This is a genomic window from Arthrobacter sp. SLBN-53, from assembly GCF_006715585.1.
Classification (GTDB): domain Bacteria; phylum Actinomycetota; class Actinomycetes; order Mycobacteriales; family Mycobacteriaceae; genus Mycobacterium; species Mycobacterium neoaurum_A.
The window spans coordinates 1-26,113 of record NZ_VFNN01000001.1 but is presented as its reverse complement, the minus strand read 5'-3'; the positions used below and the strand labels follow the sequence as shown (position 1 = coordinate 26,113).

Annotated in this window: 27 protein-coding genes; 7 read left to right on the top strand and 20 right to left on the bottom strand. The window is 66.9% G+C overall.

Annotated elements, in window-relative coordinates; all coding sequences use genetic code 11:
* Window positions 1-7 precede the first annotated feature (7 nt).
* The 15 genes from FBY28_RS00135 to ectA form a co-directional block, all read right to left on the bottom strand.
* Window positions 8-745, bottom strand: a complete 738-nt coding sequence (locus FBY28_RS00135) for a DUF4333 domain-containing protein (protein ID WP_141863427.1) — start codon at window positions 743-745, stop codon at window positions 8-10.
* A gap of 66 nt (window positions 746-811) precedes the next feature.
* Entirely contained in the window at window positions 812-3,556 is a 2,745-nt protein-coding gene (locus FBY28_RS00130; RefSeq protein ID WP_141863426.1) for a DEAD/DEAH box helicase, read from the bottom strand.
* A complete protein-coding gene (gene tatC / locus FBY28_RS00125) occupies window positions 3,540-4,496 on the bottom strand; it encodes a twin-arginine translocase subunit TatC (protein WP_141863425.1) in 957 nt (318 codons plus the stop codon). The genes FBY28_RS00130 and tatC overlap by 17 nt, the downstream gene beginning before the upstream one ends.
* A gap of 84 nt (window positions 4,497-4,580) precedes the next feature.
* A complete protein-coding gene (tatA, locus tag FBY28_RS00120; protein WP_286177570.1) occupies window positions 4,581-4,844 on the bottom strand; it encodes a Sec-independent protein translocase subunit TatA in 264 nt (87 codons plus the stop codon).
* 21 nt (window positions 4,845-4,865) lie between these two features.
* The gene (locus FBY28_RS00115; protein ID WP_141863424.1) at window positions 4,866-5,816 is read right to left on the bottom strand and encodes a helix-turn-helix transcriptional regulator; all 951 of its coding nucleotides are present in this window, start codon (window positions 5,814-5,816) and stop codon (window positions 4,866-4,868) included.
* Complete coding sequence (locus FBY28_RS00110) at window positions 5,813-6,817, bottom strand: helix-turn-helix transcriptional regulator (RefSeq protein ID WP_141863423.1); 1,005 nt, start codon at window positions 6,815-6,817, stop codon at window positions 5,813-5,815. The genes FBY28_RS00115 and FBY28_RS00110 overlap by 4 nt, the downstream gene beginning before the upstream one ends.
* A gap of 51 nt (window positions 6,818-6,868) precedes the next feature.
* Complete coding sequence (gene pafA, locus FBY28_RS00105) at window positions 6,869-8,227, bottom strand: Pup--protein ligase (RefSeq protein WP_141863422.1); 1,359 nt, start codon at window positions 8,225-8,227, stop codon at window positions 6,869-6,871.
* 102 nt (window positions 8,228-8,329) lie between these two features.
* Window positions 8,330-9,133, bottom strand: coding sequence for a proteasome subunit alpha (prcA, locus tag FBY28_RS00100; RefSeq protein ID WP_141863421.1), 804 nt, complete (start codon window positions 9,131-9,133; stop codon window positions 8,330-8,332).
* Window positions 9,133-9,981: a proteasome subunit beta gene (gene prcB / locus FBY28_RS00095; protein ID WP_286177568.1), complete on the bottom strand. Its 849-nt coding sequence runs from the start codon at window positions 9,979-9,981 to the stop codon at window positions 9,133-9,135. The genes prcA and prcB overlap by 1 nt, the downstream gene beginning before the upstream one ends.
* Complete coding sequence (locus tag FBY28_RS00090; protein WP_019512928.1) at window positions 9,978-10,172, bottom strand: ubiquitin-like protein Pup; 195 nt, start codon at window positions 10,170-10,172, stop codon at window positions 9,978-9,980. Before FBY28_RS00090 ends, prcB begins: the two co-directional genes overlap by 4 nt.
* A gap of 84 nt (window positions 10,173-10,256) precedes the next feature.
* Complete coding sequence (gene dop, locus FBY28_RS00085) at window positions 10,257-11,765, bottom strand: depupylase/deamidase Dop (RefSeq protein ID WP_141863420.1); 1,509 nt, start codon at window positions 11,763-11,765, stop codon at window positions 10,257-10,259.
* A gap of 43 nt (window positions 11,766-11,808) precedes the next feature.
* Window positions 11,809-12,714, bottom strand: coding sequence for an ectoine hydroxylase (gene thpD / locus FBY28_RS00080; protein ID WP_141863419.1), 906 nt, complete (start codon window positions 12,712-12,714; stop codon window positions 11,809-11,811).
* Complete coding sequence (locus FBY28_RS00075) at window positions 12,711-13,133, bottom strand: ectoine synthase (protein WP_141863418.1); 423 nt, start codon at window positions 13,131-13,133, stop codon at window positions 12,711-12,713. Before FBY28_RS00075 ends, thpD begins: the two co-directional genes overlap by 4 nt.
* Window positions 13,134-13,170: 37 nt before the next feature.
* A complete protein-coding gene (gene ectB, locus FBY28_RS00070) occupies window positions 13,171-14,466 on the bottom strand; it encodes a diaminobutyrate--2-oxoglutarate transaminase (RefSeq protein WP_286178481.1) in 1,296 nt (431 codons plus the stop codon).
* Between the two features lie 86 nt (window positions 14,467-14,552).
* Window positions 14,553-15,113 (bottom strand): diaminobutyrate acetyltransferase, encoded by a 561-nt coding sequence (gene ectA / locus FBY28_RS00065; RefSeq protein ID WP_141863417.1) that lies wholly within the window; start codon window positions 15,111-15,113, stop codon window positions 14,553-14,555.
* A gap of 501 nt (window positions 15,114-15,614) precedes the next feature.
* Between ectA and FBY28_RS00060 the strand changes: the two genes are divergently transcribed.
* Window positions 15,615-16,292, top strand: coding sequence for a response regulator transcription factor (locus FBY28_RS00060; protein WP_141863416.1), 678 nt, complete (start codon window positions 15,615-15,617; stop codon window positions 16,290-16,292).
* Here the strand turns inward: FBY28_RS00060 and FBY28_RS00055 are convergent.
* The gene (locus tag FBY28_RS00055; protein WP_141863415.1) at window positions 16,265-17,668 is read right to left on the bottom strand and encodes a sensor histidine kinase; all 1,404 of its coding nucleotides are present in this window, start codon (window positions 17,666-17,668) and stop codon (window positions 16,265-16,267) included. The two genes, FBY28_RS00060 and FBY28_RS00055, sit on opposite strands and share 28 nt — an antisense overlap.
* Before the next feature lie 48 nt (window positions 17,669-17,716).
* On the opposite strand from FBY28_RS00055, the gene FBY28_RS00050 reads away from it, so the two are divergent.
* Window positions 17,717-18,886, top strand: a complete 1,170-nt coding sequence (locus FBY28_RS00050) for a hypothetical protein (RefSeq protein WP_216847391.1) — start codon at window positions 17,717-17,719, stop codon at window positions 18,884-18,886.
* A gap of 120 nt (window positions 18,887-19,006) precedes the next feature.
* Entirely contained in the window at window positions 19,007-19,297 is a 291-nt protein-coding gene (locus FBY28_RS00045) for a DUF732 domain-containing protein (protein ID WP_019512918.1), read from the top strand.
* Here FBY28_RS00045 and FBY28_RS00040 read toward each other — a convergent pair.
* Window positions 19,263-20,201 carry a DMT family transporter gene (locus tag FBY28_RS00040; RefSeq protein WP_141863413.1) on the bottom strand — a complete coding sequence of 313 codons (939 nt, stop codon included), beginning with the start codon at window positions 20,199-20,201 and terminating at the stop codon, window positions 19,263-19,265. The two genes, FBY28_RS00045 and FBY28_RS00040, sit on opposite strands and share 35 nt — an antisense overlap.
* A gap of 71 nt (window positions 20,202-20,272) precedes the next feature.
* Between FBY28_RS00040 and FBY28_RS00035 the strand changes: the two genes are divergently transcribed.
* The gene (locus FBY28_RS00035; protein WP_141863412.1) at window positions 20,273-21,175 is read left to right on the top strand and encodes a LysR family transcriptional regulator; all 903 of its coding nucleotides are present in this window, start codon (window positions 20,273-20,275) and stop codon (window positions 21,173-21,175) included.
* Here FBY28_RS00035 and FBY28_RS00030 read toward each other — a convergent pair.
* Both FBY28_RS00030 and arc read right to left on the bottom strand, forming a co-directional pair.
* The gene (locus FBY28_RS00030) at window positions 21,130-21,771 is read right to left on the bottom strand and encodes a hypothetical protein (protein ID WP_141863411.1); all 642 of its coding nucleotides are present in this window, start codon (window positions 21,769-21,771) and stop codon (window positions 21,130-21,132) included. The genes FBY28_RS00035 and FBY28_RS00030 overlap by 46 nt on opposite strands.
* 21 nt (window positions 21,772-21,792) lie before the next feature.
* The gene (gene arc / locus FBY28_RS00025) at window positions 21,793-23,604 is read right to left on the bottom strand and encodes a proteasome ATPase (protein WP_141863410.1); all 1,812 of its coding nucleotides are present in this window, start codon (window positions 23,602-23,604) and stop codon (window positions 21,793-21,795) included.
* Window positions 23,605-23,749: 145 nt separating this feature from the next.
* On the opposite strand from arc, the gene FBY28_RS00020 reads away from it, so the two are divergent.
* Both FBY28_RS00020 and lppK read left to right on the top strand, forming a co-directional pair.
* Window positions 23,750-24,244 (top strand): MTB12 family secreted protein, encoded by a 495-nt coding sequence (locus tag FBY28_RS00020; protein WP_141863409.1) that lies wholly within the window; start codon window positions 23,750-23,752, stop codon window positions 24,242-24,244.
* Window positions 24,245-24,254: 10 nt separating this feature from the next.
* Complete coding sequence (gene lppK / locus FBY28_RS00015; protein WP_141863408.1) at window positions 24,255-24,842, top strand: lipoprotein LppK; 588 nt, start codon at window positions 24,255-24,257, stop codon at window positions 24,840-24,842.
* Here lppK and FBY28_RS00010 read toward each other — a convergent pair.
* On the bottom strand, window positions 24,839-25,693 hold the full coding sequence (locus tag FBY28_RS00010; RefSeq protein ID WP_141863407.1) for a tRNA (adenine-N1)-methyltransferase: 855 nt from the start codon (window positions 25,691-25,693) through the stop codon (window positions 24,839-24,841). The two genes, lppK and FBY28_RS00010, sit on opposite strands and share 4 nt — an antisense overlap.
* 186 nt (window positions 25,694-25,879) lie before the next feature.
* On the opposite strand from FBY28_RS00010, the gene FBY28_RS00005 reads away from it, so the two are divergent.
* Window positions 25,880-26,113: PD-(D/E)XK nuclease family protein (locus tag FBY28_RS00005; RefSeq protein ID WP_174241503.1), on the top strand; the 234-nt coding region annotated here is incomplete at its 3' end.

The window sequence follows — 26,113 nt, the reverse complement described above, 5'->3', positions numbered from 1 at the left end:
CGAAGGACTACTTCGGGCGGCCGACCTCATAGGTGCCGTTGTCGTCCTGGAAGGTCACGGTCACCTGGCGCTTGGTGCCGTCGATACTGACCTGGCAGGTGAAGGTGTCACCCTTGCGCACCTCGGGGCTGACACCGCCGTTGCAGGTGACGTCCTTGACGTTCTTGGCGCCGTACCCGTTGGCCTCGTCGGTGAGGATCTGCTGCACGCCGGTCTGGGCGGCGTCCACATCCAGTGTGGTGGTCACGAAGAATCCGGGCTTCCAGAATCCGAGCACCAGCACGGCGATGACGACCACCAGCGCGAGACCGCCGAGGACGCTGCCGATGACGGCCAGCGACTTCTTCGACCCCTCCTCGGAACCGGGCTGGCCGTAGGGCGGGTACTGCTGCTGGGGGTCGTACTGGCCGGGCTGCCCGTACTGGGGCTGCTGGCCGTAGGGCTGACCGTACTGCTGCGGGTAGCCCTGCGGTGCGTATCCCGTGGGCTGCTGGCCGTACTGATCGGGCTGCGGGTACTGCTGCGGCTGACCGTAAGCGGGCTGCCCGGGCTGCTGATACTGCGGATAACCCTGCGGTGGCGGGTAAGCCGACGGTTGGCCCCAGGCCGGCGCGTCCTGGCCGGGTTGTTCCGGGGTGGGAGGCGGCTGCCAGGCGGGTTGGTCACCGGAGGGCGGGTTTCCGCCGGACTGCGGCGGCTGACCCGACCACGCCTGCGTGGGGTCAGATCCCTGCGGTCCGCTCATCGTGTCTCCTTGATCCGAGCTCGTACTGGTCTGCGTGGCCCGCCGCCGCGGATCCACGCCGTCACACTACCCTGCATCAACTGCAACGACGCCGCGTCGAATGTCGTTGATGGCGCGTTTCGCCGATGCCCGCAGGGCCGGTTCAGGTGCGGTGATCCGAACCTGGTCGAGCAGATCGAGCACCTGCCGGCACCACCGCACGAAATCACCGGCGGACAACACCGATCCGTTGCCGTTGACATCGGAGGCGGCCAGTGCGGAGGCCAGATCACCGGTGGTGGCCCACTGGTGGATCGCCGCGACGAAGCCGTCGTCGGGCTCGCGGCTGGCCGTGATGCGTTGGCGCTGTTCATCACTGCGGATATCGGCCGACAGCCGTCGGGTCGCTGCCAGCGCCTTGCGCAGGTTCGCGGTCGGGATGCTCATGCCCTGCGGCCCCGACCCGTCGCCGCGGGATTCGAACTGCACAGCCGAGAGAACACCGGCCAACTCCGCGGGGCCGAGCCCGTCCCACACCCCGCGGCGTAGACACTCGGCCACCAAAAGGTCGCTCTCGCTGTAGATCCGCGCCAGCAGCCGGCCGTCCTCGGTGACCTTGGGCGTGTCGCCGGTGCGGTCGACGAAACCGCGTTCGCACAGCAGGACCAGGATCCTGTCGAAGGTGCGGGCCAACGAGTTGGTGGCAGCCGCGACCTTCTGGCGGATCTGTTCGTTGTCCCGCTCGATACGCAGATAGCGTTCGGCCAACCGAACCTGGTCCTCGCGGTCGCCGGCACCGTGCAGCGGGTGCCTGCGCAGCTGATCGCGCAGCATCACCAGTTCGGGGTCGACATCGGGCTCACCACGACCGGCCCGGTGCCGGCTCGGCACGTCGAGTCCGGCCGCCGCCGACAGCAGCGCCGAGGCCAGGTCGCGGCGCACCCTGGGCTGGCGGTGCTCGACACGTTTGGGCAGCTGCATCGACCCCAGGGGCGCGGAGCCACCGGAGTAATCCGCCGACGAGATGCGCCCGGCCCAGCGGTGCTCGGTCAGCACCAGCGGCCGGGGATCCTCCTCGTCGTGCGCCGGTTCCAGCACGACGGCCAGCCCGCCGCGGCGCCCGTTGGTGATGTTGATGATGTCGCCGCGCCGCAGCGCGGTCAACGCGTCATCGGCGGCGCGACGACGCTGCATCCTCGAGGCCCTCGACTGGGCGCGCTCACGCGCCGAGATCGCTGCACGCAGGCGGGCGTACTCGAGCACCGGCGGTTCGGTCTTCTTTCCCGGCCGGGCCCCCATCTCGGCGGCCAGGTCGGTCAGCATCTTCTCCCCGCGCGCCAGCCCGCGCACCAGGCCGACGACCGACCGATTGGCCTGGAACTGGGCGAAGGATCGCTCCAACAGCCTGCGCGCCTGATCGGGTCCCAGCTGTCCGACCAGGTTGATGGTCATGTTGTAGGTGGGCGTGAACGAGCTCTTGAGCGGGAACGTGCGCGTCGAGGCCAGCCCGGCCACCTCGGCGGGGTCGGCGGCCGCGTTGTCGGGATGCCACAACACCACCGCATGGCCCTCGACGTCGATCCCGCGCCGGCCCGCGCGGCCGGTCAACTGCGTGTACTCCCCCGGCGTCAACGGAGCATGCTGCTCGCCGTTGTACTTGACCAAACGCTCGAGCACCACGGTGCGGGCCGGCATGTTGATGCCCAGCGCCAGTGTCTCGGTGGCGAAGACCGCCTTGGTCAAGCCTGCGGTGAAGAGCTCCTCCACGGTGTGCCGGAACACCGGCAGCATGCCGGCGTGATGTGCGGCCAGCCCGCGCAACAGACCCTCGCGCCATTCGTAGTATCCGAGCACCGACAGATCCGAGTCCTTCAGGTCGGCGCAGCGCCGGTCGATGACCTCGGCGATCCGGGCGCGGTCTTCGTCGGTGGTCAACCGCAGCGGCGAGCGCAGGCACTGCTTGACCGCGGCATCACAGCCCGCCCGCGAGAAGACGAAGGTGATGGCGGGCAGCAGACCCTCGGCATCGAGCGTGGTGATGACATCAGGCCGGGACGGCGGCCGGTTCAACGTCGGCCTGCCCTGACCGCGACCGCGACCGCGCGGGGAGAAGTCGGTCAGTCGGTCGGCTTCGCGCCGGTGGGCGATGTGGCGGACCAGATCCTTGTCGACCAGGGTGTGATCCGAACCCGCGAACAGGTCGAACAACCGCTTACCCACCATCATGTGCTGGGACAGCGGCACCGGGCGGTGTTCGTCGACAACCACCGTGGTGTCGCCGCGTACGGTCTGGATCCAGCCACCGAATTCCTCGGCATTGCTCACCGTGGCCGACAGGCTGACCAACCGCACCTCCTCCGGAAGGTGCAGGATCACCTCCTCCCACACCGCGCCACGCATCCGGTCGGCAAGAAAGTGCACCTCGTCCATGACCACATGCGAAAGACCATGCAGGGCATCGGAATTGGCATAGAGCATATTGCGCAACACTTCGGTGGTCATCACCACGACGGGGGCGTCACCGTTGACGGACTGGTCACCGGTCAGCAGACCGATCTTCTCCGGGCCGTATCGACGCACCAGATCGGCGTGTTTCTGGTTGCTCAGCGCCTTGATCGGGGTGGTGTAGAAGCATTTGCGGCCCGCGGCGAGCGCCAGGTGCACGGCGAACTCCCCGACCACCGTCTTGCCCGCTCCGGTGGGGGCACACACCAGAACCCCGTGCCCGCTCTCCAGCGCGGCGCAGCCCCGCACCTGGAATCCGTCGAGACCGAACGGGAGCTGCGCGGCGAAGGCCCGCAGCTCCGGCCCCGCCTCAGGTGGCGTCGTCATCGATCAACGTCTGCGCGGACACGGGTGCGGGCCGGTCGATCGGCTCGGCCGCGGGGATGGGTGCCGCCTCGTCCTCGGGCACGTCGGCCAGCGCTTCCCGCCTGGCCTTGCGCCTGTCGTGGATGCGGGCGATCTGGATGGCGAACTCCAGCAGCAGCGACAGCGCCAACGCCAGCGCCAACATCGAGAACGGATCCGAGCCGGGGGTGGCGAAGGCGGCGAACACGAACAGCGCGAAGATCAGACCGCGCCGCCATTCCTTCAGACGGGCATAGGTAAGGACGCCTATCAGGTTCAGCATGATGATGAGCAGCGGGAACTCGAAACTGATCCCGAACACCAACAGCAGGTTGATCAGGAACCCGAAGTACTGCTCACCGGACAACGCCGTCACCTGGACATCGCTGCCGACCGTCAACAGGAAGCTCAACGCGGTGGAGAGCACGACATAGGCCAGCACGGCCCCGCCGATGAACAGCACACCGCCGACGGTGACGAAGGCGATCCCGAAGCGACGTTCCTTCTTGTACAGGCCCGGGGTGATGAACGCCCAGAGTTGGTAGAGCCAGACCGGGCAGGCCAGCACGATGCCTGCGGTCAAGGCCACCTTCAACCGCAGCATGAACTGGTCGAAGGGTCCGGTCGCCAGCAGCCGGCACTGCCCGTCCGGGGCAATCGTCGCCCGGGCCGATTCGGGCAGCGAACAGTACGGTCCACGCAGCCATTCACCCAGGCTGTGGAACCCGAAGACGCCGTGGGAGTACCAGAAGAAGCCGATGATGGTGGTCAGCAGCACCGCGACCACCGCGATCAGGAGCCGATTACGCAGCTCGGCGAGATGGTCGACCAGCGACATGGTGCCGTCGGGGTTGGCGCGCTTGCGCCCCGGCATGCGGCCGTTGCGCGGGTTGAGTCTTGAGAAGATTCCGGGGGTCGGCACGGGCAGCCTTAACGTCGGTGCAGGCGAGATCCGCCCGCGACATCATGGCGACGTCGCGCCGCGGGTGGGACGTACTGCAGCTGTCTAGGCCGGTCGTTTGTCGCTGGACTGCTCGGCGGTGTCGACCCGCTCCGAGCTGACCGGGGTGACCGGGCCGCTGCTCTCGGGCAGCGGGGTGCTCGGCTTGTCGCCGTCCGACTGCATCTCCTTGATCTCGGACTTGAAGATGCGCATCGACTTACCCAGCGAGCGCGCCGCGTCCGGGAGCTTCTTGGCACCGAAAAGCAGGATGAACGCTGCAATCACGATGAGCCAGTGCCACGGTTGAAGACCGCCCAATTCAAACACCTCCAGAGATTGTGGTCGAGTCTACTCGTCTTCGTACGCGAGCACCGCCGCTGCGCCAGTCTGGCGAACCCGGTCGGCGAGCTCGGGCGGGTTCAGCACGCGCACCGCGGACCCGAAGCCCAGGACGAAACGTGCCATCCATTCCAGCGAAGCGTAGGTCATGGCCGCCTCGCAGGCACCGTCGGCAAGCTCGGTCAGCACGCGCAGCGGGTAATAGTCGAACATCCACCCCGCCGACCTGTCGATCAACAGCGTCGCCGAGGGCAGCGCCGGATCGGCGTCGAACAGTGCGGTGTCGGGGCCCGCGGCGACGGCCGGGGCCGGCGGCCTGGACGACTCGTCGAGAACCCGCGCCGAGACGATGCGGTCGAATCGGAACAGCCGCACCCCCTCGGCGCTGCGGCACCAGGCCTCCAGATAGCTGCGATCACTGATCAGCACGACGCGGATCGGATCCACCGTGCGGCTGGAGACGGTGTCGTGGGAAGCCGAGTGGTACTCCAGTTGCAGCGCCCGACCGGCGCGGGTCGCCTCCCGGACCGCCGTTGCCGATGCGCTCTCGGGTTCGGCGGGGGCGACAGTATCCGTCGCGGCTGCCGCGCCGGCCGCCGATTCGATCTTGGCGATGGCGCTGCGGGCCGCTTGGGGGTCGACCATTCCCGGCACATCGAGCAGGGCACGCAGAGCAACCAGCACGCCGGTCGCCTCGGTCGAGGTCAGCCGCAACGGGTGATCGACACCGGCGGCGAAGGTCACCTCGATGGTGTCGCCGGTGAAGTCGAAATCGATGAGGTCACCGGGGCCGTATCCGGGCAGCCCGCACAGCCAGAGCTGCTCGAGATCGGCGTCGAGCTGTTTGCGGGTGACGCCCAGCGCCGCTGCCGCCTCATCGCGGGTGACCCGCGGGTTGGCCTTGAAGTACGGGACCATGTTCAGCAGCCGGACCAGCCGGGTGGAGACCTGCGTCGTCATACCGCCTCCCCGCTCGGCGCGCCCGCATGGGCGCGCAGCCGGGCCAGCACATCCTCGCGCAGCGAGGGCGGGTCGAGCGCGACGGCATCGGTGCCGTAACTGGCGATCTCACGGCCGAGGCGGTCGAACATCCCGATATCGACGGTGATCTCCTCACCCGGCCGACCGCGCCACATCATGGGACGAGCGGCGGTGGCCTGCCTGCGCAGCGCCGTGGCCCGGCCCTGCGCGATCCACACCCTGGCCCGCTCGCCGGTCGGGACATCGGCGACCGCCCGCGCCACGATCTCACGTAGGTTCACCCCATTGGGGACGGTGACCGCACCCGCGGGCCCGATGGCCTTGGCGCCGGGCCCGATGCGTGACAACCGGAACGTCCGGGTATCGGCGCGATCCCGGTCGTGGCCGACGACGTACCAGCGGCCACGATGGGTCACCACCCCCCAGGGCTCCAGCGTGCGGGTCCGGTAGGGATCGTTGCGGCTCTGCCGATGCTCGAACTGCACCACCCGCCCCGCGTTCGTGGCCGCGAGCAGCACGCCGAGCGCCTCCTCCGAACCGCGCAGGCCGGGCAGCGTCGCCGTCGAGCTGATCGCCACGCCGACATCCTCGGAGTCCACGTCGACACCGGCCGCCCGCAGCTTCAGCAGCGCGCTCTGGGTGGCCGTGACCAGCTCCGGTGACTGCCACAGCTGCGTCGCGACCGCCACCGCGGCCGACTCCTCCGCCGTCAACTCGACCGGCGGCAGCGCGTAGGCCTGCCGGTTGATCCGGTACCCCTCGGTGGCGTCGAAGGACGACACCTTGCCGGTCTCCAGCGGGATGCCCAGATCACGCAGTTCGTTCTTGTCCCGTTCGAACATCCGCGAAAACGCCTCGTCCGACGGGCTGTCGGAGTACCCGGCCACGTTCTTGCGGATCTTCTCCGCCGTCAGATACGAACTGGTCGACAGCAGCGCGATCACCAGGTTCATCAGTCTCTCGACCTTGGACGTCGCCACCTGAAGCAGCTTAGGGGGTACCGCCCGCCGCGACCGTGCGCGACGTGCCCATCACATGCTGGCGATGAGTCGCTTGACCCGTTCGTCGACAGACCGGAACGGGTCCTTGCACAGCACGGTGCGCTGCGCCTGGTCGTTGAGTTTGAGGTGCACCCAGTCGACGGTGAAGTCGCGGCCCGCTTCCTGTGCGGCGCTGATGAATTCGCCACGCAACTTGGCGCGGGTGGTCTGCGGCGGAGTGTTGACCGCGGCATCGATGTCCTCGTCGGTGGTGATCCGTGCCGCCAGCCCCTTGCGCTGCAGCAGGTCGAACACACCGCGTCCACGCTTGATGTCGTGATACGCAAGGTCCAGCTGTGCGATCTTCGGATCGGAAAGCTCCATGTTGTAGCGATCCTGGTAGCGCTGGAACAGTTTGCGCTTGATCACCCAATCGATCTCGGTGTCGACCTTGGCGAAGTCCTGGCTCTCGACCGCATCGAGCTGTCGGCCCCACAGATCGACGACCTGCTCGATCTGGGTATTGGGCTCGCGGGTCTGCAGATACTCCACCGCACGGCCGTAGTACTCGCGCTGGATGTCCAAGGCGCTGGCCTGCCTACCGCCGGCGAGGCGAACCGGGCGGCGCCCGGTCAGATCGTGGCTCACCTCGCGGATGGCGCGGATCGGGTTGTCCAGCGAGAAGTCGCGGAATGCCACCCCCGCCTCGATCATCTCCAGCACCAATGACGCGGTACCGACCTTCAGCATGGTGGTCGACTCGCTCATATTGGAATCGCCGACGATCACATGCAGCCTGCGGTACTTCTCGGCGTCGGCATGCGGCTCGTCACGGGTGTTGATGATGGGCCGGGAACGGGTCGTCGCACTCGAGACGCCCTCCCAGATGTGCTCGGCGCGCTGGGACAGGCAGAAGGTGGCCGACTTGGGGGTCTGCAGCACCTTGCCTGCGCCGCAGATCAGCTGTCGGGTCACCAGGAAAGGCAAGAGCACATCGGAGATGCGGGAGAACTCGCCGGCGCGCACGATCAGATAGTTCTCGTGGCAGCCGTAGGAGTTCCCGGCCGAGTCGGTGTTGTTCTTGAACAGGTAGATGTCGCCGCCGATGCCCTCGTCGGCCAAGCGCTGCTCGGCGTCGATGAGTAGGTCCTCGAGCACCCGTTCACCGGCGCGATCGTGGGTGACCAGCTGGGCGAGGTTGTCACACTCGGCGGTGGCGTACTCCGGATGCGACCCGACATCGAGGTACAGCCGGGCTCCGTTGCGGAGAAAGACGTTGGAACTGCGACCCCAGGACACCACCCGCCGGAACAGATAGCGTGCCACCTCGTCAGGGCTGAGTCGGCGATGACCATGAAAGGTGCAGGTCACGCCGAATTCGGTCTCGATTCCCATGATCCGTCGCTGCACACGATCGAGCTTACGGGGTGCGCCCGGGTATCGGTGGGCAAGGCTGGCCGGTATTCGTCGTGGGTTCGCCTGCCGACCGCGTGGAGACCAGCCGACCGCGGTCTAGCTCGGCGGCTGTTCGGACTGACTCTCGCCGGGCTCACCGGTGCTGGTGTCCCCGTCGCTGCGCTCGCCGGTGCCGGTCTTCCCGTCGCTGCGCTCGCCGGTGCCGGGCAACAGCGCCTCCAGCGCCGCACCGGTGATCCGCCGGAACGCCCGGCGGGGCCGGTTGGTGTCGAGGATGGCGACCTCCATGGTCGACGGCTCCAACACCCGCGGTTCGGACCCGTTGCCACCGGCGCGCAGCGCGTTCACCGCGATCTCGACGGCATCGGCCAGGGTGGCGTTCTCGGTGTAGGACTCCCCCAGCGCCGTGGCGATCGGCTCGGTGGTGCCGCCCATGACCACGAAATGCGGTTCGTCGGCAATCGATCCGTCGTAGGTGATCCGGTACAGCTCAGGAGCTTTCGTCTCACCGAAATGGGCCACCTCGGCCACGCACAGCTCCACCTCGAAGGGCTTGGCCTGCTCGGTGAAGATGGTGCCCAGTGCCTGGGCGTAGACGTTGGCCAGCTGCCTGCCGGTCACATCGCGCCGGTCATAGGCATAGCCGCGGGTATCGGCGAACTGGATGCCAGCCACCCGCAGCTTGTCGAATTCGTTGAACCGGCCGACAGCGGCGAACCCGACCCGGTCGTAGAGCTCGCTGACCTTCTGCAGTGAGCGGGACGGGTTCTCGGCGACGAAGAGCACGCCACTGTCGTAGGTCAGCACCACCACGCTGCGTCCGCGTGAAATACCTTTGCGTGCAAGCTCGGAACGCTCACGCATCGCCTGTTCGGGCGAGATGAAATAGGGAAAACTCATCAGCCGTTACCGCCCGCGCGTGTCCTCTTGTCGATGACCTGTCGGGCCAGATCGGCGATCCGGGCCTCGGTCACTTCCTCAGCTCCGTCGGCGCCGATCAGCACCGCGGTCGGGTAGATGCCGCGCACCAGATCCGGGCCACCGGTGGCCGAATCGTCGTCGGCGGCGTCGTAGAGCGCCTCGATAGCGGCCATCAACGCCGAGTCGGCATCGCTGACCTGCGGGTAGAGCTTCTTGATCGAGGACTTCGCGAACAGCGAACCCGAGCCCACCGACTGGAAGCCCTCCTCCTCGATGTTCCACCCACCGGCAGCATCGAAGGAGACGATGCGCCCGGCGTGTGTCGGATCGATGGCATCCACGTCAAAGGCGACCAGCAGAGGTAGCGCCACGAAGCCCTGCAGCGCGGCACCCAAGTTGCCACGCACCATGGTGGCCAGCCGGTTCACCTTGCCGCGGAAGGTCAGCGGGACACCCTCGACCTTCTCGTAATGCTCCAGTTCGACGGCATAGAGCCGGGCGAACTCGACCGCGATGGCCGCCGTGCCGGCGATCCCGGTGGCCGCGTAATCGTCGGCGATATGCACCTTTTGGACATCGCGGCTGGCGATCATGTGGCCCTGGGTGGCACGCCGGTCACCGGCTATCAATACGCCACCGGGGTACTTCAGCGCGACGATCGTCGTGCCGTGCGGCAGCTCGGTCCCTGGTCCGCCGGGCACGTCACGTCCACCCGGGAGCAGCTGCGGTGCCTGCCGACTCAGAAAATCCGAGAACGACGACAGGTTCAGATGCGTATTGGTGATGTCGAGACTGGTGGGAACCGGCTTATTCGACCACGCCGTCACTGGCCGCCCTTTTGGACATAGGCACGCACGAAATCCTCGGCGTTCTCCTCGAGGACATCGTCGATCTCGTCGAGCAGATCGTCGGTGTCCTCGGCAAGCTTCTCGCGACGCTCCTGCCCGGCCGCGGATGCGCCGGCGACGTCATCGTCCTCACCGCCGCCACCGCCACGCTTGGTCTGCTCCTGAGCCATCGCTGCCTCCTGATTGCTCTGTCCGGTTCTTTCACATTACCGGTCGGCACCGGTATTACTCGGGTTAGCCGGTGTTACCGGCCGTCACGTCGTGAGCTGCTCGACCAGTTCGGCGGCGCTGTCCACCGAATCCAGCAGCGCACCCACGTGCGCCTTGCTGCCGCGCAGCGGCTCCAGAGTCGGGATGCGCACCAGCGAATCCCCACCGAGGTCGAAGATCACCGAGTCCCAGCTGGCCGCCGCGATATCGGCACCGAACCGGCGCAGACATTCGCCGCGGAAGTATGCCCTGGTGTCGGTGGGCGGATTGTCCACGGCATCGAGCACCTGTTGCTCGCTGACCAACCGTTGCATCGACCCGCGGGCCACCAGGCGGTTGTACAGGCCCTTGTCCAGACGGACGTCGGAATACTGCAGATCCACCAGCTGCAGGCGCGGCGCGGACCACGTCAGGTTCTCGCGGTTGCGGAATCCTTCGAGCAGTCGGAGCTTGGCCGGCCAGTCCAGGATCTCGGCGCATTCCATCGGATCGCGCTCCAGCAGGTCCAGCACATGCGCCCAGGTGTCGATGACATGGCTGGCCCGCGGGTCGGGCTCGCGGGCTTCGACCAGTTTGGCCACCCGGTCGAGGTAGATGCGTTGCAGCGCAAGCGCTGTCAACTCCCGCCCGTCGGCGAGTGCGACCGTCGCCCGTAGCGAGGGATCACGGCTGATGACGTGGACCGCGTGCACCGGCCGGGCCAACGCGAGATCGGACAGGTCGATACCGTGCGCCGGCCCCTCCTCGATGAGGTCGAGAACCAGTGAGCTGGTGCCGACCTTGAGATAGGTCGACGTCTCGGCAAGGTTCGCGTCGCCGATGATGACGTGCAGGCGGCGGTACTTGTCCGCGTCGGCGTGTGGCTCGTCGCGGGTGTTGATGATGCCACGCTTGAGTGTGGTCTCCAGGCCGACCTCGACCTCGATGTAGTCCGCACGCTGGGACAGCTGGAAGCCCGGCTCGTCACCGGAGGGTCCGATCCCCACCCGACCGGAGCCGGTGACGACCTGACGGGACACCAGGAACGGGGTGAATCCGGCGATGACCGAGGAGAACGGCGTCTGCCGGGACATCAGATAGTTCTCGTGCGTGCCGTAGGACGCACCCTTGCCGTCCACATTGTTCTTGTAGAGCTGCAGCTTCACCGCCCCGGGCACGCTGGCCACATGACGCGCCGCCGCCTCCATGACCCGTTCGCCGGCCTTGTCCCAGATGACAGCGTCCAGCGGATCGGTCACCTCCGGCGCGGAGTACTCCGGGTGGGCGTGATCGACGTAGAGCCGGGCACCGTTGGTCAGGATCATGTTGGCCGCACCGACCTCATCGGCGTCGACGATGGGCGCCGGGCCGGAGCCGCGGGACAGGTCGAAGCCGCGGGCATCGCGCAGCGGCGATTCCACCTCGTAGTCCCACCGCGTGCGCTTGGCCCGCTGCAACCCGGCCGCCGCAGCGTAGGCCAGCACCGCCTGGGTCGAGGTCAGGATCGGATTCGCAGTGGGGTCCGACGGCGATGAGATGCCGTATTCGACCTCGGTTCCGATAATCCGTTGCATGACCAGAGCCTAGGCGACGTGCCCCGTCGCGACGTCGGCGCGTCTACCGGCGGATGGGAGCGGTCGCGGTGCGCGCGGCCAGGTGTTCGGGCCTGCACCGCCGTGCGGCGTACGGCGCCGCGAGCCGGTTCTCCACGGAGTTGAACACCAGGAACACATTCGACCTCGGCAGCGGGGTGATATTGGACCCCGAACCGTGCAGCAGATTGCAGTCGAACCAGAGCGCGTTACCGGCCGCGCCGGTGAACTGGTCGATGCCGTGTGCGTCGACGGCCTTGGTCAGGGTGTCGGAGTCGGGAACACCGAACTGCTGGGCCACCAACGATTTCTCGTGGTGGTTGTCGGGCGTGGCGCCCACGCTGGGATAGAAGGTGTGGTGCGATCCCGGGATCACCATCAACGAGCCGTTGTAGGGATAGTTGGGCGTCAGCGCGATCGAGCAGGACACCGCGCGCATGCGGGGCATGCCGTCCTCGGCATGCCAGGTCTCGAAATCGGAATGCCAGTAGAAACCGGAACCGGTGAACCCCGGCATCAGGTTGATCCGGGCCTGATGGATGTAGACATCGCCGCCCAACAGCTGCTGGGCCACCGGTAGGACAGTGTCCGAGCGCACCACCTCGGCGATCAACGGGCTCAGCAGATGGGGCGCGAAGATCGACCGGATGGCGCCACCCGGTTCTCGGATCACCCGGTCGTCATCGGCCAGATCGGCGGCCAGCCGGTCGATCTCGCTACCGAGCGGAGCCACCGTCTCGGCGCCGACGGTGTCGGGGCGGACCAGGTAGCCGCGCTCGTCGAAGCGATCGAGGTCGTCCGGGCTCAGCGGTCCCGAGGCGCCCGTCCGGTCACACCAGACGGTGGGATCCTGGCGTTCGATGGGCGAGATCGCGTGGTCCAGCCTGCTCGGGTACGGGTCGTGCAGGGTATGCAGGACAGCGGAACTCATGCCTTCAACACCTGCCGGGCGACCTGCTGGGCCGACTCCTGCGGCGCCGGGTAGGCGCCGGTGGCGTCGTGGACCTCGGAGCCGGTCACCGGCGGATTGAACACGCAGAGCATCCGTAGCCGGTCAGCGCAGGTGACGCGATGCCGTTCGTGCCCGTCGAGCAGATACATCGTTCCCGGTCCCAGGTGGTGATCCTCCCCGGTCTCCAGGTTGGTCAGGGTGCCGCGGCCCTCGATCACCCAGACTGCCTCGACGTGGTGCTGATAGTGGAACTCGCTGACCGAGTCCGATTCGATGACGGTCTCGTGGAAGGAGAACCCGACGCCGTCGCCGGCCAGGATGATCCGCTTGGATCGCCAGGCGCCTGCTGCCACATCGCGTTCGGTGCCGGTGATCTCGGCGGTGGTGCGTACGATCATGTGATCAACTCCTCGTTGCGGGTGCGGTGGATTCTTCTCAGAGGGCGGCGGTGACCGATTCGGCGAGGATCTGCAGACCGGATTCCAGATCGCTGCGCGACATGGTCAGCGGCGGAAGCAGTTTGACGACCTCATCGGACGGCCCGCTGGTCTCGATCAAGGCACCGCGGTCGAAGGCTGCCCGGCAGACTCGTCCGGCCGCCTCGGCCTCCTCGAAGCGCAGCCCCTGCGCCATGCCGCGGCCGCGGGCCGACACACCGTCGTGATTCGCCGCGATACGGTCGAGCCCGTCGCGCATCATCGCGCCCTTGAGGCCCGTCTCGGTGGCGAATTCTTGATCCGACCAATATGTTTCGAGTGCCTTGTCGGCGGTCACGAAGGCCGGGTTGTGTCCGCGGAACGTGCCGTTGTGTTCACCGGGCGCCCACACATCCAGGTCGCGACGCAACAACGTCAGCGCCATGGGCAGTCCGTAACCGCTGATGGATTTCGACAGCGTGACGATATCGGGCACGATGCCCGCCGCCTCGAAGGAGAAGAACTCCCCGGTGCGACCGCACCCCATCTGCACATCGTCGACGATCAGCAGTATGTCGCGGTCTCGACAGAGGTCGGCAAGGGCGCGTAGCCATTCCACGCGCGCCACGTTGAGTCCGCCCTCCCCCTGGACGGTCTCGACGATCACGGCGGCGGGCCTGTTCAGGCCGCTACCGGAGTCGTCGAGCACGCGCCCGAACCAGCCGAAGTCCTCGGTGACGCCGCCGAAATAGTTGTCATAGGGCATCGGGGTGGCATGCACCAGCGGGATGCCCGCACCAGCGCGCTTCATCGAGTTGCCGGTGACCGACAGTGCGCCGAGGGTCATCCCGTGAAAGGCATTGGTGAAGCTGATGATCGACTCGCGACCGGTGACCTTCCTGGCCAGCTTCAAGGCCGCCTCGACCGAGTTCGCACCGGTGGGACCGGGGAACTGCACCTTGTAGTCGAGTCCGCGCGGGGTGAGGATCAAGCGCTCGAAGGTCTCCAGGAACTGCTGCTTGGCGGTCGTCGCGATATCCAGCGAGTGCACGATCCCGTCCGCGGCGAGGTAGTCCAGCAAGGCGCGCTTGAGGATCGGATTGTTGTGTCCGTAGTTCAGCGCACCCGCTCCGGCGAACATGTCGAGGAAGGTGCGCCCCTCGGTATCGGTGACCCAGGAGTCACGGGCCGTGGCCAGGGTGGTCGGCCAGGCCCGACAGTAGCTGCGGACCTCGGATTCCACCGACGCGTACACCGCGGGAAGATCGGCCTCGCTCAGCGTTGAGGCGTCGTGGAGCAGGGTTGGTTCGAGCAGCAAGAAACTATCCTCCAATGGATTATCGAAATATCTTCGTCGAGATGGCCTGGCGCGCGGCGGTTTTGCGGGAGCAGAGCGCGTGATCAGATGGTGGGCGGGACGACGATGGGTCCGATGCGCAGCAGCGGTTCGTCGGCGTGCGTCAGATCGGGGTCGAGTTGCGCCGCGGTGAAATGCGGCCGCTCCGCCATCGGCACACCGTGGCGTCGGGCAAATGCCGCGAAGAACGCCCGCGACGGCGCGTTGTCGGGGGTGACGGTGGCTTCCACCATGAGCGGATGGCCACCACCGTCTCGCCCGACGCGGTGCACCAGATGGTCGAGCATCGCGGCGGCGATTCCCCTGCCCTGCATGGCCGGAGCGACAGCAACCTGCCACACGAACAACACCCCGCGCCGGTTCGGCGGCGGGTATCCGGTGATGACGCCGGTCACCCGACCGTCGATCTCGGCGACGACCGAGGTATCGGCGAAGTCGGTGGCGAGCAAGAGATACGCGTATGTCGAATTGAGGTCCAGCACATCGGTTTCGGCGACCAGGCGCCGGATTGCGATGGCATCGCTACCGCGCGGCCGGCGCAGCACGGGCGCCAGAATCTCACCGTTTTCGTCTTGCGGGACAGGGGTTTTGGTCGTGCCGTTCATATTCAGTAAAAGTCACCACCGAGCAGTTATCGATCATTGTGGAGTTTCGTATCTTCGGTGAGATGAACGTAATCAGAAGGCTGCGCGGCGATCAACCACCACCACCCACGAAGCGTCGACCGTGACATCACCTCAACCTGGGGAAAGCCTGACAATCCCCAGCGCCGCACACCAGAGGGTGTCGTTACCGAATCGTGACCTTGGTTTCGATGCTGTGACCGCGCTCACGTGCACAGATCGTGTCGGCCGGCAGTGTGTTCGATTCCGCCGCCCATGCCGCGGCCGACGGCTATCGTCGACTGCAGCCAAAGCAGAAAGCAGCTGGTCGAGACGTCGAGTGACGCGCCAGACCGTCGGCGCGCCACGCGTGGCCACACCGTCATGCTCATCGTTGACAGCGGGGCGTGGGGGCCGGTGCACGCGTGACGCGCCGACCTCGCGCTCGACCGGTGCGCCCCGCGCATTCCGGGCCGACCACCAAGCCGGTAGACATAGAGGTCTATGAGAGTGCTGATCGTCGAGGACGAACCTCGGCTGAGTTCCACCCTGGCCATCGGTCTGCGGGCCGAGGGGTTCGTCGTCGTCGAGGCCGCCAATGGCGTCGACGGTCTGTGGCAGGCCACCGAGAACGACTTCGACGTCGTGGTGCTCGACATCATGCTGCCCGGCCTCAACGGCTACGAGGTGCTGCGCCGGATGCGCGCCAAGTCGGTCTGGACCCCGGTGCTGATGCTGACCGCCAAGGATGGTGAGTACGACCAGACCGACGCCTTCGACCTCGGTGCCGACGACTACCTCACCAAACCGTTCTCCTTCATCGTGTTGGTCGCCCGGTTGAAGGCTCTCGTTCGGCGTGCCGCACCCCACCAGCCGCCTGTGCTGACCGCCGGAACGCTGTCGGTCGACCCGGGTCGGCGCACGGTGCAGCGCGGCGACAAGGCGCTCTCGCTCACCCCACGCGAGTTCGGCCTACTGGAGTACCTGATGCGCAACAAGAACGTCGCCGTCACCAAAGCCGATATCCTGCACAACGTCTGGGACGCGCACTACGACGGTCCGGACAATGTCGTCGAGGTCTACATCGGTTATGTCCGACGAAAAATCGACATCCCGTTCGGCACCAGCACGATCGAGACCATCCGCGGCGTCGGCTACCGGTTGGCCGCCGACGGCAACTGAACCACCGCGCGGGTACCGCCACCGGGGCGGTCCTCGATGCTCACCCGGCCGCGGTGCGCCGCGACGATCTCGGCGACGATGGCCAGCCCGAGGCCGGTACCGCCGGCATCCCGCGAGCGCCCCTCGTCCAGTCGCACGAAACGATCGAACACCCGTTGCCGGTCCGCAGGCGGGATCCCCGGCCCGTCGTCGCCGATACTGAGCACCGCGGTGTCACCGGTGGTGCGCAGTTCGACCTCGACCGACGTGACGGCGTGACGCGCGGCGTTGTCGATGAGGTTACGCAACACCCTGGCCAGCGCGGCCGGATCGCCGCTGACGCGCACCGGCTCGATGATGGACCGCACCTCGATACGCGCTCCCGCATCGGTCGACCCGTCGATCTCACGACGCATCCGCCGCACCGCGTCGGCGGCCAGGTCGTCGAGATCGACATCATCGCGACGCAAATTCCACCCCCGCTCGTCGGCGCGGGCCAGGAGCAGCAGGTCGTCGATCAGCGAGCGCATGCGTTGCGCCTCCGGCATGAGAGTGTGCTCGGTGAGCTCGCTGTCGAGCAGTTCCGGGTGCGCCTGGGCCACCTCAAGAGCCGAGATGATCGTCGCCAGCGGACTGCGCAACTCATGGGAGGCATCGCCGACGAAGCGCTGCTGGGCGGCGTGGCCGGCCTCCACCCGCGCGAGCATCTCGTTCATCGTCACCGCCAGCGCCGCGATCTCGTCGCGCCCCTCGGGCACCGGGACCCGGCCGGTGAGATCGGAGGTGGTGATCTCGGCGACCCGGGACCGGATATCGTCCACCGATCGCATCGACCGCCGCACCAACAGATACGTTGCCGCGGCGGAGACTCCGATCACCACCGGCGCGGCCACCGCGAGCGCACCGACCACGGTGGCCACCGTGGAGATGACCACACGGCTGCCCTCACCGACCACGACGGTGTACCGATCCCCATCGGGGCCCACCACCGACTGGGCACTGAACCGGATCTGACCCACTGCCGAATCATGTTCTGGCATACCGATCAACGGGCCGGGACCGATCTGGTCGATGGGTATCAACGGGGTATCCGGTGCGCCCGGCGACCGACGCACCACGGTGGACTGGCCGTCGATCACCTGGACGGACAAGATCCTGGTATCGGTCGACAACAGTTCGGCATCCAGTGCGGCCGGGCCACCGGTTGCGACCGCTGCGGCCACCCGGGCCACGCGCGCGGCCGCGGCATTGTCGACGCCGGTGAGCATCGATTGGTAGAGCACCCAGGACACCACGACCGCGGTGACGGCCAGCGCACCGAGCACCACGCTCGCCGCGACGAATGCCGACCGTGCCGAGATCCCCCATTCGCCGGGGCGGGTCAGCACGGGTCTCATGCGTCCACTGTGCCAAACAATCGGCCACCGATACCGCACAATATGGCGGTGTCCGAGTCCAGCCCACGAGCAAGCGACGAGCAGGTGCACGAGTGGTTCCTGCACAGGGGTTTGCCGCTGGTGCTCACCCGGCGGGTGCGATCGCGTGCATTGATCGAGCGCTCCGCCCCGATGATCAGTTCGGTGGGGGCGTTGACGGCGGTGACCATGCTGCTCGCCGAGATCACCGGTGCGGACCCGAACTACGGATACGCGCTGCGCCTCGGCGTCATCGCCGTGGTTCTGCTGGCCGCCCCCTTCGCGCTGTATGTGCTGCATCGCCGCGACACCGCGCTCGGCGAGGTGGTGCGCCGGTCGGGCGCCTGGCTTGTCATGGCGATCTTCGTCATCGTCATGCCCGTGACCGTCAACGGCGTGACCGCCGCGGCTGCCGCCGAAGTTCCGCTCTTCGTGCTCATCTCGCTCATCGCGATCTGGTTGACCTACCTGGGGTTCGGGTCGATCGCCTCATGGGCATTTCGCTTCGCCTGGGTCCAGCTCGGTGCGCTCGGCAATCTGATGAGCCGTGCACTGCCGCTGCTGATGCTCACCGTGGTGGTCTACTTCACCGGTGAGCTGTGGCAGCTCGCGGCCCGCATGACCCGGCAACGCCTCTGGCAGACAATTGGTTTCCTGGCTCTGATCGCCCTGTTGTTCATGGTCACGACGATTCGCGACGAGGTCAAGGCACTGCGCGAGGATCGGGCCGGGCAAACCGATCCGGCAAGCCTGCTTGCCGGGACCCCGCTGGCCCCGCCCGCCGGCCACCAGCCCACCCGCACACCACTGTCATGCGCCGAACAGGTCAACGTGGTGGCCGTGATGGTGGTGTCGCAGGCGATCCAGGTGGTGTTGTTCACCGCGGGCCTGTTCGCCTTCTTCCTTGCGTTGGGTATCATCGCGGTCCCCTACGAAGTGACGGTCCTGTGGGCCGGTGAGCAGACCTGCGCGGTCGGCGAACCCCCCTGCGCGGGAACCTGGTTCGGGGTTCATATTCCGATTCCGCAGACGGTGGTGCACACCTCGCTGTTCGTCGCGGTGCTCTCGGGCCTGTATTTCACGGTGAGCACGAGTGTCGATCCGCTGTACCGCGAGCGCTTCTTCGATCCTCTGGTCGCCGACGTTGCCGTCAGCCTCGCCGGCCGTGACGCCTACCTGGACATGGAGTCTGCCAGCTGAGTCTCCGAGTTTGCACTGCATACTGTCAGACTCGGACATAGAATCCCCACGCTGCGCATCACCGGCGAACGTCCTGTGAGTGTCGATCACTGCGCAACGCGGGATGAAGGGAAGATCATCATGGCAAAATTCGTGCTGCCCGCCGTCGCTGGTTTGTTCGCAGCCGGGCTCGCATTCGCCGCGCCTGCCTATGCCGACGAGGCAGGCTATTTCACCGCTTTGACCGAATACGGATACGGGGACACCTCCCAGGATGTCGCTCTGGATCTCGGATACTCGGTTTGCAAGGACCTGGCCAACGGGGTGCCCATGCAGGTCACGCTCGATGCCATCTACGAGAACACCAACGAGAACGTCAACCACGAAGACGCCACCTTCATCTACAAGACCGCCATCGTCCACCTCTGCTGAGCATCGGCGAACGCATGCCCGGGCCCGCGGGTAGCGGCGCAGGCGCGGGTGCGGCGGGTCGGGACTGAACCGCGCGCCCCCATTGGGTGCCCACGAGAACCATTGCCGCGCCCAGCAATCCGACCGGTGTCAGCGACTCCCCCGCGAGACAGACCGCGAGCAGGACCGCCCATACGGGCTCGGTGCCGAGCATCAGGGCCACCCGGGCCGGTGAGCTGCGCCGTACCGCCCAGACCTGCAGCCCGAACGCGAACACCGTGCAGGCGATGGCGAGATACCCGGTCAGGGCCCACTGGCGCAGCGACATGTCCAGCACCGCACCGGACTGACCGAGCAGCACCGCCGGTACCGCGGTCAGTACCGACACGGTGCACAGCTGGATCAGGGTCACCGCCGCCGGATCGACGATGCCCCGACGTCGCGCCATCACCGTGATGTGGAGTGCGCGCACCACCGCAGCCAGCGCGATCAGAGCATCACCGGCCCCTGGCTTGGTGAAGCCGCCGGACTGGGTGAGCAGCGCACACCCCAGCACCACCATTGCCGCGGGCACGTAGAACGGCGCGGGGGTTCCGCCGCGTGCCAGCAGCGGAGTCACGACCACGGTGAGCGCCATGATGAGTCCGGCGTTGGACGCCGATGTCTGGGTCACACCGTAGGTCTCGGTGATGCAGATGACGGTAAGGATCACCCCGAACAGCGAGCCCGAAACGAGCTCGGCGCGCGTGATGCGTCGCAGCCTCCGGGCCATCAGCACGGCCAGCACGGCGGCGGCAAGGGTGAAGCGCACCGCCAGGAAGCCGAACACCCCTGTGGGAACGGCGGATTCCTTGATGGCCAGGTAACTGGAACCCCAGACTGCCGCCACGGCCAGCAGAGCGAGGTCGACACGGTATCGAGTCACCGGGACAGCGTGGCTGCTCGTGACCATGCAGTCCAGCTACATATTCTTAACGCTAGAAGTAGCATTACTACATGGATTTGCATCGGTTGCGGATGCTGCGCGAGCTCGCCGACCACGGCACGGTCGCCGCGGTCGCCGACGTGCTGTCGATGACACCATCGGCGGTCTCCCAGCAGTTGAAGACGTTGCAGCGCGAAGCCGGCGTCACCCTGCTCGAGCCTGCGGGCCGCCGCGTCCGGCTCACCGATGCCGGACGGGTACTTGTCGGCCATGCAGATCACGTGCTGGCAGCGCTGGAGCGGGCACACGCGGACATGGACAGCTACCGCAGCACACCACGCGGTCAGGTGACGGTTTCGTTCTTCCCGTCCGGTGCCGCGATGTTGTTGGCGCCGTTGATCGGCGACGCCGGCGCGCACGGTGTCGAGGTACTCGGCCGTGATATCGACGTTCCGGCGGCCCATGCACCCCAGCAGCTCACGGAGTTCGACGTCGTCGTCGTGCACCGTGACGACCGCGACACGAGCTCATGGGGACCGAGGTTCAGCTCGACGGTGCTCCTGCGCGAACCGCTCGATGTGCTGCTGTGGCCGACGCACTCGCTGGCAACGCGGCCGCGGGTCGAGCTCTCCGAACTCGCCGGCCAGGACTGGGTCGGCGTGGCGGGCGGCCTCATGGTCGACGATGCGTTCAAGTCGATGGCCACCCTGACCGGCTCAAGCCCGCGAATCATTCAACGAGTGAATGACTTTCGCGTTGCCGAAGAACTCGTCGCCGCCCGGATCGGTATTGCCCTGCTGCCCCGCTACGTCACGCTGGCACGCGATCTGGTCCGCGTGCCGATCGGCGATGTGCGGCTGGCCAGGCGGATCGAGGCCGTCACCCGCGCCGGCGCCGAGTCGCGGCCGGCGATCGCACTGGTGCTTGCTCAGCTCCGTGCGATCGCAGCGGGGATCGTGTCGACCAGCGAGTAGGTGTTGGCCAGGTCGTCCTGGGTGACGATGGCCTCGGCTCCGGTGGTGTCGACGACGACCGGCGTATCGGGGACATACGAGTGGTAGCCCCAGCCCGCGGGCAGGGACAACCGCGCCGCCAGGCCGGTGAGATCGGCCATCTCCAGTTCCTTGTCGACGGTCTGGCTGTAGGTCTGCATGATCCATCGGCGACCGTCGGGATCGCGAAGTTCATACACGCGGCGTCCGGCGTCGAAGACGAACACCGCCCGCCGATCAACCCGATTCTCGCCGTAGGGCGATGGGTTCATCGCCGACAGTCTGACCGTCGCCTGGCGCAGCATGTCCAGGCCGCCGAACGTGGCGCGCGGCATGGCCTCACCGGGCGCCTTCTCGATGCGGCTCATCAGCCAGTACCTCGGACCGTTCAGATGCGCGGCGAGCACACCATGCTCGGCCGCGATCGCGGTGGCGTCCAGGGCATCCCATAGCTGCGCCGGACAATCGTTGGCCCCGAAGGTGTTGTATACCGTCGCCTGCAGCCCATCCTCGGCTGCCTCGACCAACAAGACCTCGCCGTAGCGCTTGCCGAATACGTCCTCACCGGTTGACTGCACCGCAGGATCCTAAACCGCGATCTACAGGTACTGGCCCAAATTCGACTCGGTATCGATGGCCCGGCTGGCCGACGAACTCTTGCCCGTGACGAGCGTGCGGATATAGACGATCCGCTCGCCCTTCTTCCCCGAGATCCTGGCCCAGTCGTCCGGATTCGTGGTGTTGGGCAGATCCTCGTTCTCGGCGAACTCGTCGACGATCGAGTCGAGCAGGTGCTGGATGCGCAGACCCTTCGACCCCGTCTCCAGCACCGACTTGATCGCGTACTTCTTGGCCCGGTCCACGACGTTCTGGATCATGGCACCGGAGTTGAAGTCCTTGAAGTACATGACTTCCTTGTCACCATTGGCATAGGTGACCTCCAGGAATCGGTTGTCGTCGATCTCGGCGTACATCCGGTCGACGACCTTCTCGATCATCGACTTGATGGTCAGCGCACGGTCACCGCCGAACTCGTCGAGATCATCGGAGTTGACCGGCAGATCCTCGGTGAGGTACTTGCTGAAGATGTCTTGTGCCGCTTCGGCATCGGGCCGTTCGATCTTGATCTTGACGTCGAGGCGGCCGGGCCGCAGGATGGCCGGGTCGATCATGTCCTCACGGTTGGAGGCGCCGATCACGATGACATTCTCCAGGCCCTCGACACCGTCGATCTCCGAGAGCAGCTGAGGCACGACCGTGGTCTCCACGTCCGAGCTCACTCCCGTGCCACGGGTCCGGAAGATCGAGTCCATCTCGTCGAAGAACACGATCACCGGGGTTCCCTCGGAGGCCTTCTCGCGGGCCCGCTGGAAGATCAACCGGATGTGCCGCTCGGTCTCACCGACGAACTTGTTGAGCAGCTCCGGACCCTTGATGTTGAGGAAGTAGCTCTTGGCCTCGCGGGACTCCTCGCCACGCAGTTCGGCCATCTTCTTGGCCAGCGAATTGGCGACGGCCTTGGCGATCAGCGTCTTACCGCACCCGGGCGGGCCGTAGAGCAACACACCCTTGGGCGGCCGCAACGCGTACTCGCGGTAGAGGTCCTTGTGCAGGAACGGTAGCTCGACGGCATCGCGGATCTGCTCGATCTGGCGGGTCAGGCCGCCGATATCGCCGTAGCTGACATCGGGCACCTCCTCAAGGACCAGATCCTCCACCTCGGCCTTGGGGATGCGTTCGAAGGCGTAACCGGCCTTGGTGTCGACCAGCAGCGAGTCACCTGGGCGCAGCTTGCGTGGCTGCCCGTCGTCGAGGTCGGTCTCGTCGACCTCGACGCCCTCGGGCAGGAACTCGGCGGCGATCAGCGGTTCGGCCAGCCACACGATGCGCTCCTCGTCGGCGTGGCCGACGACCAGGGCGCGGTGTCCGTCGTCCAGGATCTCCCGCAGGGTGCTGATCTCGCCGACAGCCTCGAACGTGCCTGCCTCCACGACGGTCAATGCCTCGTTCAAACGAACCGTCTGGCCCTGTTTCAGCCCGGCGACCTCGATATTGGGCGACAGCGTCAGCCGCATCTTGCGACCGGAGGTGAAGACATCGACGGTCTCGTCCTCGTGTGTGGCCAACAACACCCCGTACCCGCTGGGCGGCTGACCGAGACGATCGACCTCCTCGCGCAGCGCGAGCAGCTGCTGACGGGCCTCCTTGAGGGTGTCCATCAGTTTCGCGTTGCGCGCGGCCAACGAATCGATGCGCGCCTCGAGTTGCTGGATGTCACGGGCGCTGCGCAGGCCGCTGCCCGCTCCCACCGCCTGCTCGAGCTGTTCACGAAGTGCCGCAGCTTCGCGGCGCAACCTCTCCAGTTCGGCGGCATCCTCGGCGGACAAGCCCGAACGCTCGGAATCAGTCATGTTGCGCTCCCTCCCGCACCGAATGTTGGCGCAGTAACAATCTCAACGCTACCGGCGATTCAGCCTTTGTGTGCGGTCTAGGAATTCGACACACCAGCAACGCTGTTAACCTCACTGATTACTTGGCCCGTTGGAAAGGACCACTGTGCTCATCAAAACCCTCGTTACCGGCGTAGTGACCAGTGCCGCAGCAGCCGCTCTGGTTACCGCCGCAGCTGCGGGCGTGTCGTCGGTGACGGCGAGCAACGCGCCGGCAATCGTTCCTGTGGTGTGGGGTACCCCGCTGCCGCAGGCACCCGCCCCTGATCTGGCCGCGCCGTTGACGCAAACCCTCACGGCGCTGGCGAGCCCCGGATCGTTCGCCGGTAAGGCGCCCTACATCCAGGGCGGCGTCGGTCGATTCGAGTCCATCGCGGCCGACCGGGCGTACAGCAACGCGGCACGCGAGGGCAAGTTCCCGCTGACCTTCAACGTCGCCGACATCGACGTCAACGGTCCCGTCGCCACCGCCAACGTCACCGCGACCGCGGCCACCGGCGGCACCGCCACCCAGCCGGTCACGTTCATCGCAGGGCCCAGCCCCACCGGCTGGCAGGTCACCAAGCAGTCCGCGCTGTCGCTGCTCTCGGCGGCCGGCTGACCGTAGGGCAATGCGCCGCAACGGGGGTGCGCCCCTCACCACGAAGCAGGCATTGAGCGCCGTCACCTCGGTGGCGGCGCTCTTGCTGTCCGGATGCGCCGACCAGCCCGGCGGCGGGCCCGACGCGCAGTCCCCGGCGCCCGCCCCCACCAGCACATCCTCGATGCCATTCCAGCCGCCCGCGGCGGCGCTGCCGGCACCGGAGGCGCTCACCGAGGTATTGGGAAAGCTGGCCGACCCTTCGATTCCCGGTGCGCAGAAGGTGGCGCTGGTGCAATTCGCCACCCCGGAGGACGCCGCGGCCCTCGATCGTTTCGCCAAGGCCACCGTCGATGCCGGCCTGGCTCCGCTGACCTTTCAGGCGGCCGATCTGAGCTGGGCGGACGGCGCGGGCGGGCCCGGGGATCCAGGGGATGTCGTGGCCACAGTCACGGTCGCGCCTGCCAATCCCATTCCCGGCGCCGCACCGTTCACCTTCCCGATGCAGTTCACCCTGCACGACGGCGCCTGGCAGTTGACCAGGGACACCGCCGATCAACTGCTCGAGTTGCAGGCACAGAACCCGCTTCCCCCGGCACCACAGACGCCGCCGCGCTAGACCTGTTGCTTGCGCCGTTTGAGCAGCGTCGGGGTGATGGTTCCCGGGGCAAGCTTGCGCGCCGATATCAGGAACGCCGTGTGCCCACGCATGTTGTGCTGCGGCCGCACCGCCAGACCGACGACGTTCCAGCCGCGCTGCATGGTCTCCCACGACCGCGGCTCGGTCCAGCACTGCTGTTCGCGCAGCGCCTCGACCGTCCGGGACAGCTGCGTGACGGTGGCGACGTAGACGATGAGCACTCCGCCGGCCACCAGGGCGCCGGCGACCGTATCGAGCACCTCCCACGGCGCGAGCATGTCCAGCACCACCCGGTCGACCTCTCGATCGGACTCGGCCTTCTCATCACCGGCCGGGTAGTCGTTGAGGTCTGCGATGCGCAGATCCCAGTTGGCCGGCCGCTCGCCGAAGAAGGTCTCGACATTGCGGATGGCATGCACGGCATGGTCGTCGCGGACCTCGTAGGAGATCACCTGACCGGCCGGCCCGACCGCGCGCAGCAGCGAACACGTCAGCGCACCCGATCCGGCGCCCGCCTCCAGCACCCTGGCACCGGGGAAGATATCGCCCTCGTGGACGATCTGCGCGGCGTCCTTGGGGTAGATCACCTGGGCGCCACGCGGCATCGAGAGCACATAGTCGATCAACAGTGGGCGCAGCACCAGGAACGGGTCACCGTTGGTGGACTTCACGACGCTGCCCTCGGGCAGACCGATCACACCATCGTGCGGGATCGCACCGCGATGCGTGTGGAACTCCGCACCGGGGGTGAGCACCATCGTGTAGTGCCGCCCCTTGGCGTCGGTGAGTTGCACGCGATCGCCAACGACGAACGGACCAGTGATTGCCACGGGGCCCTAGCCTGCCAGACGCGTCCCGAGCGGCCGCCGACGGATTGCGCCAGGGATTGTCGGGGTCCCGACATGCGCTGATTGTCGGGGTCCCGACATGCGCTGATTGTCGGGGTCCCGACATGCGCTGATTGTCGGGGTCCCGACATGCGCTGATTGTCGGGGTCCCGACATAGGCTTCCGGACATGAGCGTCGCCACCACGACAGGACCGGCAACCGTTCGGCGCCCTGCGTTGTCCCCATCGCGCGCCGGCGATTTCAAACAGTGCCCATTGTTGTACCGCTTCCGAGCCATCGACCGCCTGCCCGAGCCGGTGTCCGCGGCCCAGCTACGGGGGTCGGTGGTGCACGCCGCACTCGAGGACCTCTACGCCCTGCCGGCCGCCGAGCGCGACCACGACACCGCCCTGACACTGGTC

What these genes read in the sequence shown, in the direction of transcription:
- FBY28_RS00135 (WP_141863427.1), bottom strand. Translation starts at nt 745, where the DNA reads ATGAGCGGACCGCAGGGATCTGACCCCACGCAGGCGTGGTCGGGTCAG.
- FBY28_RS00090 (WP_019512928.1), bottom strand. Translation starts at nt 10,172, where the DNA reads ATGGCTCAGGAGCAGACCAAGCGTGGCGGTGGCGGCGGTGAGGACGAT.
- FBY28_RS00045 (WP_019512918.1), top strand. Translation starts at nt 19,007, where the DNA reads ATGGCAAAATTCGTGCTGCCCGCCGTCGCTGGTTTGTTCGCAGCCGGG.
- FBY28_RS00115 (WP_141863424.1), bottom strand. Translation starts at nt 5,816, where the DNA reads ATGACGACGCAGGTCTCCACCCGGCTGGTCCGGCTGCTGAACATGGTC.
- ectA (WP_141863417.1), bottom strand. Translation starts at nt 15,113, where the DNA reads ATGAACGGCACGACCAAAACCCCTGTCCCGCAAGACGAAAACGGTGAG.
- FBY28_RS00130 (WP_141863426.1), bottom strand. Translation starts at nt 3,556, where the DNA reads ATGACGACGCCACCTGAGGCGGGGCCGGAGCTGCGGGCCTTCGCCGCG.
- FBY28_RS00055 (WP_141863415.1), bottom strand. Translation starts at nt 17,668, where the DNA reads ATGAGACCCGTGCTGACCCGCCCCGGCGAATGGGGGATCTCGGCACGG.
- arc (WP_141863410.1), bottom strand. Translation starts at nt 23,604, where the DNA reads ATGACTGATTCCGAGCGTTCGGGCTTGTCCGCCGAGGATGCCGCCGAA.
- thpD (WP_141863419.1), bottom strand. Translation starts at nt 12,714, where the DNA reads ATGAGTTCCGCTGTCCTGCATACCCTGCACGACCCGTACCCGAGCAGG.
- FBY28_RS00035 (WP_141863412.1), top strand. Translation starts at nt 20,273, where the DNA reads ATGGATTTGCATCGGTTGCGGATGCTGCGCGAGCTCGCCGACCACGGC.
- prcA (WP_141863421.1), bottom strand. Translation starts at nt 9,133, where the DNA reads ATGAGTTTTCCCTATTTCATCTCGCCCGAACAGGCGATGCGTGAGCGT.
- lppK (WP_141863408.1), top strand. Translation starts at nt 24,255, where the DNA reads ATGCGCCGCAACGGGGGTGCGCCCCTCACCACGAAGCAGGCATTGAGC.
- dop (WP_141863420.1), bottom strand. Translation starts at nt 11,765, where the DNA reads ATGCAACGGATTATCGGAACCGAGGTCGAATACGGCATCTCATCGCCG.
- FBY28_RS00060 (WP_141863416.1), top strand. Translation starts at nt 15,615, where the DNA reads ATGAGAGTGCTGATCGTCGAGGACGAACCTCGGCTGAGTTCCACCCTG.
- FBY28_RS00075 (WP_141863418.1), bottom strand. Translation starts at nt 13,133, where the DNA reads ATGATCGTACGCACCACCGCCGAGATCACCGGCACCGAACGCGATGTG.